General features: G+C 34.9%; 7 protein-coding genes. 2 read left to right on the top strand and 5 right to left on the bottom strand.

Going from position 1 to position 8,722, the window contains the following annotated elements; translation table 11 throughout:
• Positions 1-70: 70 nt before the first annotated feature.
• From LUA86_RS19070 to LUA86_RS19090, 5 genes are all read right to left on the bottom strand, one after another.
• Positions 71-2,443 carry an outer membrane beta-barrel family protein gene (locus tag LUA86_RS19070; protein ID WP_231465782.1) on the bottom strand — a complete coding sequence of 791 codons (2,373 nt, stop codon included), beginning with the start codon at positions 2,441-2,443 and terminating at the stop codon, positions 71-73.
• A gap of 32 nt (positions 2,444-2,475) precedes the next feature.
• Positions 2,476-4,143 carry an N-acetylmuramoyl-L-alanine amidase gene (locus LUA86_RS19075; RefSeq protein ID WP_231465783.1) on the bottom strand — a complete coding sequence of 556 codons (1,668 nt, stop codon included), beginning with the start codon at positions 4,141-4,143 and terminating at the stop codon, positions 2,476-2,478.
• Complete coding sequence (locus LUA86_RS19080; RefSeq protein WP_231465784.1) at positions 4,140-4,508, bottom strand: BlaI/MecI/CopY family transcriptional regulator; 369 nt, start codon at positions 4,506-4,508, stop codon at positions 4,140-4,142. The genes LUA86_RS19075 and LUA86_RS19080 overlap by 4 nt, the downstream gene beginning before the upstream one ends.
• Before the next feature lie 407 nt (positions 4,509-4,915).
• Complete coding sequence (locus LUA86_RS19085) at positions 4,916-5,572, bottom strand: DUF1345 domain-containing protein (protein ID WP_231465785.1); 657 nt, start codon at positions 5,570-5,572, stop codon at positions 4,916-4,918.
• Between the two features lie 6 nt (positions 5,573-5,578).
• Positions 5,579-6,367 (bottom strand): O-methyltransferase, encoded by a 789-nt coding sequence (locus tag LUA86_RS19090; RefSeq protein WP_231465786.1) that lies wholly within the window; start codon positions 6,365-6,367, stop codon positions 5,579-5,581.
• Between the two features lie 43 nt (positions 6,368-6,410).
• On the opposite strand from LUA86_RS19090, the gene LUA86_RS19095 reads away from it, so the two are divergent.
• Positions 6,411-7,286, top strand: coding sequence for a transglutaminase-like domain-containing protein (locus LUA86_RS19095; RefSeq protein WP_231465787.1), 876 nt, complete (start codon positions 6,411-6,413; stop codon positions 7,284-7,286).
• Between the two features lie 13 nt (positions 7,287-7,299).
• Positions 7,300-8,400, top strand: coding sequence for a glycoside hydrolase family 18 protein (locus tag LUA86_RS19100; protein ID WP_231465788.1), 1,101 nt, complete (start codon positions 7,300-7,302; stop codon positions 8,398-8,400).
• The last annotated feature ends 322 nt before the right edge of the window (positions 8,401-8,722 follow it).

The following is an 8,722-nucleotide window of genomic DNA, read 5'->3' on the forward strand; positions in this document are numbered from 1 at the left end:
TCGTCCATTTTCCATTTCCCATCTTACATCTTACATCACCCATCTTACCTCTTACATCTTCCACCTTCCATCAATTACTTCTCCTTCGCTCCTCTTCATTTCCTGCTTTTCGTTCTGCTTGTTTAATTTTTTGATTTCCGAAATTGTATCGAACACTTAATCGCAATTGCTGATTATCGTAATAGTTATTATAAGTTTGCAAAATGTTATTAATCAAACTACTGTAGCGGAATTTATTTGTTTTGAACACATCTGTAAAATTAATAGCGCATTGCAGCTTTTTATCTAAAAGCAATGCCTTAAATCCCAAATCAAGATTATATTGGCTTTTATTTTTATTTAATCCATCAACCGCAGGAAACTGATACCAGAAATTTACATCAGTAAAAAATGTTTTCTTTTTATTAATGATAAATTGGTTTGAAGTAGAAAAGTACGCACCGAAGCCACTTAAATCTCTAACCGTTTGCGGAATATTCGATTGAGATAAATTATAAAAAACATCTACTTGGTTTACACTCTGCAGCCATTTCAAATTATTCAAAACTATTGAATTACTCATTTGATAACTGTAACCTTTAATAAAATTAACAGGTTTTAAAACCTGCGAATTCGAATTTGCATCAACAAAATTTACGTCATTGTAACCATCAGAAATTTTGTTGTAAGATAAAGTTGTGGTAAATACATCTTTATAAGTATGCGATAACTCTATGTTATTACTGTATGATGGCTGAAGAAAGGGATTTCCCTCGGCATACACAAACTGATTGCTATACCAGCGGAAAGGATTTAATTTTCGGTAAGCCGGTCTATTAATCCGCCGACCGTAATTTGCAGAAAACAAGCTGTTTTCATTCAACTTATAAGTTATAAAACCAGTTGGAAAAAGCTGAAAATAGCGACTATTATTATTTTGGTTAGCAGAGCTGCCCCTCAGCTGGGTATATTCTCCTCTTAAGCCAAACTGAAAATCGAATTTTTTAGTTTTCTTATTTAAATTCAAATAAAGTGCCTGAGTATTTTCGTTATAATCGAATTGATTGAGCTGATTTAAATCTGGTTGATAGACATTGTCAAGTTTTTTGTAAAATGCCAAACCACTTTGGTTTTGAATAAAGCTGATTTTTGCGCCAAAAGCAATATTAAAAGCCTTATAAGGAAAATCAACATCAGCTTTTAGCGTATATAAATTTATATTCTGATTGCTTTCTGATAAGTATTCGGCAAGCGAATTTGCAATATATAGACCATTACCTGCGTAACTTGTATTGTTAAAAAACCGATTTCTATTATCAGTATATTTAAACCAATCTCCTGTTATCATCAACTGCTTCCCGGCCGAATCTAAATTATGCTTGAGGTAAAAGCCAACTGTATTAAAATTCGATTTAATTTTAGCGTTTGCATCAGAATTAAGAAAGGAATCAATACTTCCAGCGGAATTAAAAATCGTTGTTTTGATATTCTCGATCGAATGAAAATCAGTCAATCCGCCATTATAAGAAACGCCAGCTGTAGTCTTTTTTGTTATTTGATAATCTACACCTATTTGTATGCTTGGAACTGTTCTGAAATTTCTATCCTTATTTACCACATTCCAGGTTTGAAGAGGATAAAAAACATCGCTTTGCTCAAAAGGAACCAATGAACCTTTGCGGATATTAAAGTTTGAAAATAATGTTAGCTTATCTTTTTTAAAACTTAGATTTCCACCCGTAGCAAAGGTTGGGTAGGTTGCCTGGAAGTAACTCATATTTACCGAGCCTTTAAAACCTTCGGTATTATTTCGCTTTAAAACAATGTTGATTAATCCATTATTTCCTTGTGCATCGTATCGGGCAGGAGGATTGGTTATAACCTCAACTTTGGCAACATTATCTGATGAAATAGACTTTAGGTAATTCGAAAGTTCATCTTCGGAGAGCTGAATCAGTTTGTCGTTAACCATAACATTAACAGCACCCTTTCCAACTAAAGAAATCCTATCATTCATTACCCTTACACCAGGCACTTTAGTTAATAATTCCAGCGCATCTGTTCCAATAGCAGCCACACTATTTTCAGCGTTGTAAACTATACGGTCAACTTTTCTTTCAATTAACTGCTTTCTTGAATTTACCTGAACCTCTTGAAGATTGTTAGAAACAAGTTCCAAGGTGGTTTTGATAAGGGTATCAGCTTGTAGCAGGACAGAAATTTTGCTTTTGCCCGTCTGAATTGAAGAAAAATCAATGGTGTAATTACCTGGAGCTAAATTTTTAAAAATGTATCGCCCTAAAGTATCACTTTGGGTTATTTTGTTAGTTTTATCACCAGTTAGTTTTATAGTTACTTCTGCAACATTCTTACCATTTAAGCTTAATTCACCAGCAATTTTGAATTGGGCTTTGGCTTTAAAGGCAATGCTAAAAAAAAATATAAAAGCAAAGATTTTGTGCATCAGTTACTTAAAGCTAAGAAAAACATGATAGTTTAAGACTTCGAGAATTTCAAAAAGCCATCTAATATCAGATTACTGATTCGTCTTAAATTAGCTTCGTCGCTAACATAAGCAAGGCTTTTTTCGCTGCTAATGTTTCCAAGTTCTACAACCAAAGCCGGAACTTTTGATTCTCTCAAAACCAATAGGTTCGCATTTTTCAACGAATCGCGTACTTCTATACCATTAAGTTGATTTAAACTTTTCAAAACGTCAGTACCAAACTGTTCAGCTGATTTAATATTTGGATTTAACTGAGAAACAAAAACCTCAATCCCCTCAAATGGAACTTTCAAATCTGCCCTTGGCATACTGTTATGATGAATCGAGATAAAAGCAGTAGCAGATTCATTTGGTAACCTATCTCTTAGTGGTATAAATTTATCTTTATCTCTAGTCAGTACAACTTTAATATTTCTTTTTTCAGCTTCCTCTTTAAGAATTTGGACTGCTTTTAAATTCAGATCTTTTTCTTTAATCCCCGATTGACTTTTCGATGCACCGTCTTGCCCGCCGTGGCCGGCATCAATAACCAAAACTAAATCCTTGGCTAAATTGAGTTTTTTAACTTCTGCGTTGATTTCTACATTTTCAGTTGGCGCATTTAAACCTAAGTTGTTATCTGCAACACCACTCAAAAAGTTATGGTTAGTTCGTGTAAGGGTATCTTCCTTAATTCTATTCGCAGCCGTACGAGCAATCTCATTAATATCAGGTGAAATTGTGTTCTCACTATTAACCGAAACAATATCTTTTTTACCTGCATTTTTTTGAGCAACAACTTTCATTGTAACAATTTCTTTCTGATTTACAAAAGCCAGACAGCAAAAAGAAATTATTGGAACAGCAATCAGATAGGTGGATTTTTGCAAATTCGAATTTGGTTTTTTATACATCATCATAATTCTTTTCTTTAATGGAAGCTTACTAAAACTGTTAATTAAATTGTTCGATGGCATGGCCAATTGCAAGAGCAAGGAGGCATATTGCTTTTTATCCGCAGAATCAGCCGTTTCTTCATCGGCTAAAAACTCATGGTTGCTGTAAATCTCGTTTCGCCAAAAATAGATTACCGGGTTTAGCCATAAAATACAGGCAACCGCATTTACAATCAGTTTATCAATAACATGAGCCTGGTTAACATGAACCAATTCGTGCTTAATCACCAATGCTCGTTCATCATTTTTCAAAGCAGCATCAATAATTATCTTGTTAAAAAAAGAACAGTTTTTGATTTTGGAATCAGACTTTACAGTAATAATTGAAGCGTGTTTTGAAATCGTAAACTTCTTTAAAATGCGCCCTATGTAACCCATCAAAAATAAATTCCGAATTAATAATCCAGCAATAACAAAATAGTATCCGTATTCTAGTATTTGCGCCCAATTCAGTTTAATAAAAGCCTTTTCATCACCTACAAAATCCTTCTCAAACCCGTTATCATTGCTATAAACTATATTTTGAGCTGGTGCAGCTTGATGAATAATTACTTCTTTTTGATGCTCTATCGTTATCGCCGGAATAGCAAAGCTGATGAAAAGTGTACTCAGTAGATAAATCCTATTAAGCTTAAAAAACGTAAGCTTACTAAGCAATAATTTATAGGCTGTAAAAAATATTAATGTACAAGCCGATACCTTTAGCAAATAGAGTAAAATCATGATTTCGAGTTTTCGTTAATAATCTTTTTAATCTCTTCTATATCCTTGTCACTCAATTTTTCTTCCTTCACCATAAAGGATAGCAAACTTGCAGGCGAATTATTAAAATACCCCGAAATCATTTTAGAAAATGTGGTTCTAGCATAATCTTCTTTGCTGATGGATGGAAAATATTCGTAGGTTTTGCCATAAGCTTTATAATTAACATAGCCTTTCTTTTCCAACAAACGAACAATTGATGAGATGGTGTTGTATGGTGGTTTTGGCTCGTCATCCAATTCATCAATAATATCTTTTACAAATGCCTTTTCTAATTTCCATAAAACCTGCATAATGCGCTCTTCCGTTTTGGTTAATTCTTCCATAACTCAAACTTATAACTTATTTTTCAGTTATACAACTATAAAATAAGTTATTAAACGTAAAAATCAGTTTAAAATATTATTTACCTGATTTTCAGACAATTAAAATTTATTGAAAACGAATTTCAGTCGTTCTTGGCGATTTGAAGTCCCGCCATTCGCTGTAGCCCTCGTAGAAAAAACTCGGGGCTGCGGGTTTAAAATTAACGGACTGTTTAGCAAGACGTAGAATCTGTTGAGACAGGAACCAAGGTTTTAGAGACAACAAAAACCCATAACCGTCATTCCGAGCGAAGCCGAGGAATCTTTGAACTTAGCGACAATAAGAAACGGAGGCTATTTTGTACGTACTCACAAACTACAAGTTTAACAAACCCAAAACTTATAACTTATAACGTAAAACTTAAAACCTACTTACTTAAACCTGCAAGCGCATTAATGGTTAGCGCAACAATTACAGTGTTAAAAATAAAAGAAATTATACTATGCAATAAGGTCAATCTGCGAATGTTTCGAGCAGAGATTTCGACATCAGAAACCTGAAAAGTCATCCCGATAACAAAAGAAAAATAGGCGAAATCTATAAAATCAGGTGCATCTTCATTAGGAAATTCTAAACCACCTTTTTTAGTTTTACTATCGCCATAAAATAAATGAGCATAACGCATTGCAAAAGTAGTATGCATCAGCGACCAGGATAAAAACATACCAGATATTGCAATTATCAAGTCGAGCGTTTTAATGTTTTTATCGAGCAATAGCAGAATAACCGCTAACATCCCGGCAAAGGTAGAAACAACTACAATTACGAAGATTTCACCTTTGGTTTCATCTTGTTTTTTTGCCTTTAAGTGTGTTTCTGATGCTGTTGTATTAAAAAACATATACCAATGAAGCGATATCAAAATCACACAAAATACATCCCAACCGAACATAATGCGTGTTAAACCATCCATATTTAACAAAAAAGAACCAAAATAAGCAAGCAATCCGGTGCCTAAGCTCAGCAATAAAATATATAACGCCGAAACTTTTTGTATGCCGGTCAATTTTGGTTCAGTTTCCATTAAATTTTATTGCTTAAATTTTAATTTGAAATGTTCTTTTGCCTGCCCTTTTTTAAAATAAACCAATCCTATCCAAAATAAATCTACTGTAACGGTAACATCAGGATGGTTTTTGATTTCTTCCCAAGCTTCTTTCATGCCTTTGCTCCAATAAATATCATCAAAAATGAGCAAAGAATTTTCTGTAACTTTTGGTAAGCACCATTTAAAATAATTTAGAGTTGCATCCTTTCTATGATTGCCATCAATGTACACAAAATCTAAAGTTGGCTGCTTGGCAATAATGTCAGGTAAAATTAAATCGAAATTACCTACATGAAGTTCGATGTTATTCAAAGCCAAATCTTTAAAATTATTGCTTGCCACGCCTGCCGTTTGTGGACAACCTTCAATAGTTATAATTTGTGCTTCGGGATTGGCTGCCGATAAATAAGCAGAGGTAATGCCTAAACAAGTACCTAATTCTATTGCAGTTTTTGGCTTTGTATTTTTTGCAAGGCGATAAATCAATTTAGCAAGCCGCGGGCTTTTAAGTGCATTTTTAGCAATTTGGCTTACCTTTTTTACGTTATTTTTATTTAAGTGCGAACCTGCGCCAAGGTCGGTAACCGTGATTTCAGAATCGTCATTAAAAAGTTTTTTTCGTTGTGCTTCTATATTTTCATATTCAGATTTCTCGGTAAAATCGTAAATTACATCGTCGGCAAGCTTGTAAACGAATGGCGAGTGCGTTCCATGTCGGGTTTTTGCCGTTAAACGGTGTTTTAAATAATCTGTAATAAATTGAATTATCATATATTGCAAAAGTAATTAAACGCCGCAAACCAATGTATTTTTTATGGAAAATAACGCAGAGATAAGCGCATTAGTAAAATTACTTGATGATCCTGATCAGGAAGTTTACCAGCACGTAGAAAAGAAACTTTTAGAGTATGGCGGAGAAGTTATTCATTTTCTGGAAAACGCCTGGGAGCAATCTTTTGATGGTTTAATGCAGGAAAGAATCGAGAACATCGTTCATCAAATACAATTTAATACCGTAAAAGAAGATTTAAATCTATGGTACTTAAGTGGCGCTTTTGATTTATTACAAGGCGCTTTAATCATTAATCGTTATCAATATCCCGATTTAGACGAGCAGAAAGTTATCAATCAGCTTGAAGAAATTAAGCGTGATATTTGGCTTGGTTTACAATACGAAATGAGTTCGGTTGAGAAAGTGAAACTAATAAACCATATCCTTTATCAGCAATACGGCTTTGGCGGTAACACAAAAAACCACCACGACCCGCAAAATTCTTACCTGAGTCAAGTTTTAGAAAGTAAAAAAGGCAATCAAATTACGCTTGCGATTATATACTCTACCCTTGCGCAAAAGCTGGATTTACCAATTTACGGCATTAATTTACCGCAGCATTTTATACTTGGCTTTATTGATGAAAGCAAGCAGGAAAGCACAGAATACGGTGTGCTCTTTTATATCAATGCCTTTAATCGTGGCAATATTTTCGGCAAGCACGATGTTGATCAGTTTTTACGTCAGCTAAATTTAGAACCAATGCCCGAATATTATCGTCCATGCAGCAACACTGATATTATCCGCAGGGTTTTGAGAAATTTGATTTCTGCTTATGAAAACGCAGGTGCAACCGATAAAGTGGCAGAGCTTAATCAACTGCAAAATTTAATTAAAGACGATACTAAAACAGATTAAAAAATAATTGCAAATGATAAAAAATCTATTAAAACCTATCTTATTATTTATTGTTTGCATAGCCATCACGGCGAAGCTTAGCGCACAAAAATCAATTAAACCAAATGTTATCGCTTATTATACCGGTAATGGTACCGTAATCGATAGTTTCCCTATTGAAAAGGTAAGCCATTTGATTTATAGCTTTGCACATTTGAAAGGCGATAGTATTCACATCAGTTCTGCAAAAGATTCTTCCCTTATCGAAAAAATGGTTGGTTTAAAAAAACGCAATCCAGATTTAAAAGTTATGATTGCCTTAGGTGGTTGGGGTGGTTGTGCGCCATGTTCTGAAGTTTTTAGCAGGGCCAACGGCCGAAAAACTTTCGCCAAAACAACCAAAACGCTTCTAGATTATTTTAAAGCAGATGGTATTGATCTTGATTGGGAATATCCTGCAGTAGTTGGGCATCCGGGGCATAGATATGAAGAAGCCGATAAGCAAAACTTTACCGAATTGGTAAAAGAATTACGCAAAAGCCTGGGCAAAAAAGCTGAAATTAGTTTCGCCGCAGGCGGAACCAAAAACTGCATAGATTCTTGCTTTGAGTGGAACAAGGTAATGCCTTTAGTTAACCGCATTAATTTAATGAGTTACGATTTAGTGAGCGGATACGCTACCGTTAGCGGTCACCATACGCCATTGTACTCCACACCTCAGCAACAACTTTCTGCAGATTTTGCAATAAATGCGATGAAAGCTTATGGTGTTCCGGCCAATAAAATTGCATTAGGTGCTGCGTTTTACGCCCGAATTTTTCAAAACACAACCGATGCAAATAACGGCTTGTACCAACCCACTAAATTTTTGCGTGGCATTGCCTCAAAATCTTTTAAAACAGAGTTTACCGAAGCAAATGGCTATAAATATTTTTGGGACGATGTGGCTAAAGCGCCCTATTACTACAATGCCCAAACCAAGCGCATAGCCAGTTTTGATGATGAAAAATCTATAGCTTTGAAAACCAAGTATGTTATAGACCAGAAACTAAACGGCATTATGTTTTGGGAACTAACCGAAGATGCTTACGAAAATGGTTTGTTAAATGAAATAGATAAAGCCATTAAACCTTAGTTTTTGAAGCGCAAAAACAGTACAATTTTTAAAGTTGCTTCCCGTTTTTCGCATATACGCCTGCCTGTCCGGCAGACAGGCTTCGCAGTTGGTTCCCTACTTGCTGCAGGGTATCGCTGCAACCGGGGCTAAATGGCAAAAACTTTCGCTTTTTTTAATGTCTGGGCGAAGAACCCTCGTGTCTAAACCCGATATAAGCCTACCGTGTACCCACATCTTTTTGGATTTCGAATCCTAAATAGATATTATAGAATTTTTGGAGACCGAGTATTAGGGTTGTTGCACCAGGCTTCCTCTGTGATGAATAACCTTTCCAACCACC

The sequence above is a fragment of the Pedobacter sp. Leaf132 genome (genome assembly GCF_920984695.1).
Taxonomy (GTDB): domain Bacteria; phylum Bacteroidota; class Bacteroidia; order Sphingobacteriales; family Sphingobacteriaceae; genus Pedobacter.

Bases quoted from the DNA above. Each gene is read 5' to 3' on its own strand.
- LUA86_RS19085 (WP_231465785.1), bottom strand. From the start codon at position 5,572: ATGGAAACTGAACCAAAATTGACCGGCATACAAAAAGTTTCGGCGTTA.
- LUA86_RS19100 (WP_231465788.1), top strand. From the start codon at position 7,300: ATGATAAAAAATCTATTAAAACCTATCTTATTATTTATTGTTTGCATA.
- LUA86_RS19090 (WP_231465786.1), bottom strand. From the start codon at position 6,367: ATGATAATTCAATTTATTACAGATTATTTAAAACACCGTTTAACGGCA.
- LUA86_RS19070 (WP_231465782.1), bottom strand. From the start codon at position 2,443: ATGCACAAAATCTTTGCTTTTATATTTTTTTTTAGCATTGCCTTTAAA.
- LUA86_RS19075 (WP_231465783.1), bottom strand. From the start codon at position 4,143: ATGATTTTACTCTATTTGCTAAAGGTATCGGCTTGTACATTAATATTT.
- LUA86_RS19080 (WP_231465784.1), bottom strand. From the start codon at position 4,508: ATGGAAGAATTAACCAAAACGGAAGAGCGCATTATGCAGGTTTTATGG.
- LUA86_RS19095 (WP_231465787.1), top strand. From the start codon at position 6,411: ATGGAAAATAACGCAGAGATAAGCGCATTAGTAAAATTACTTGATGAT.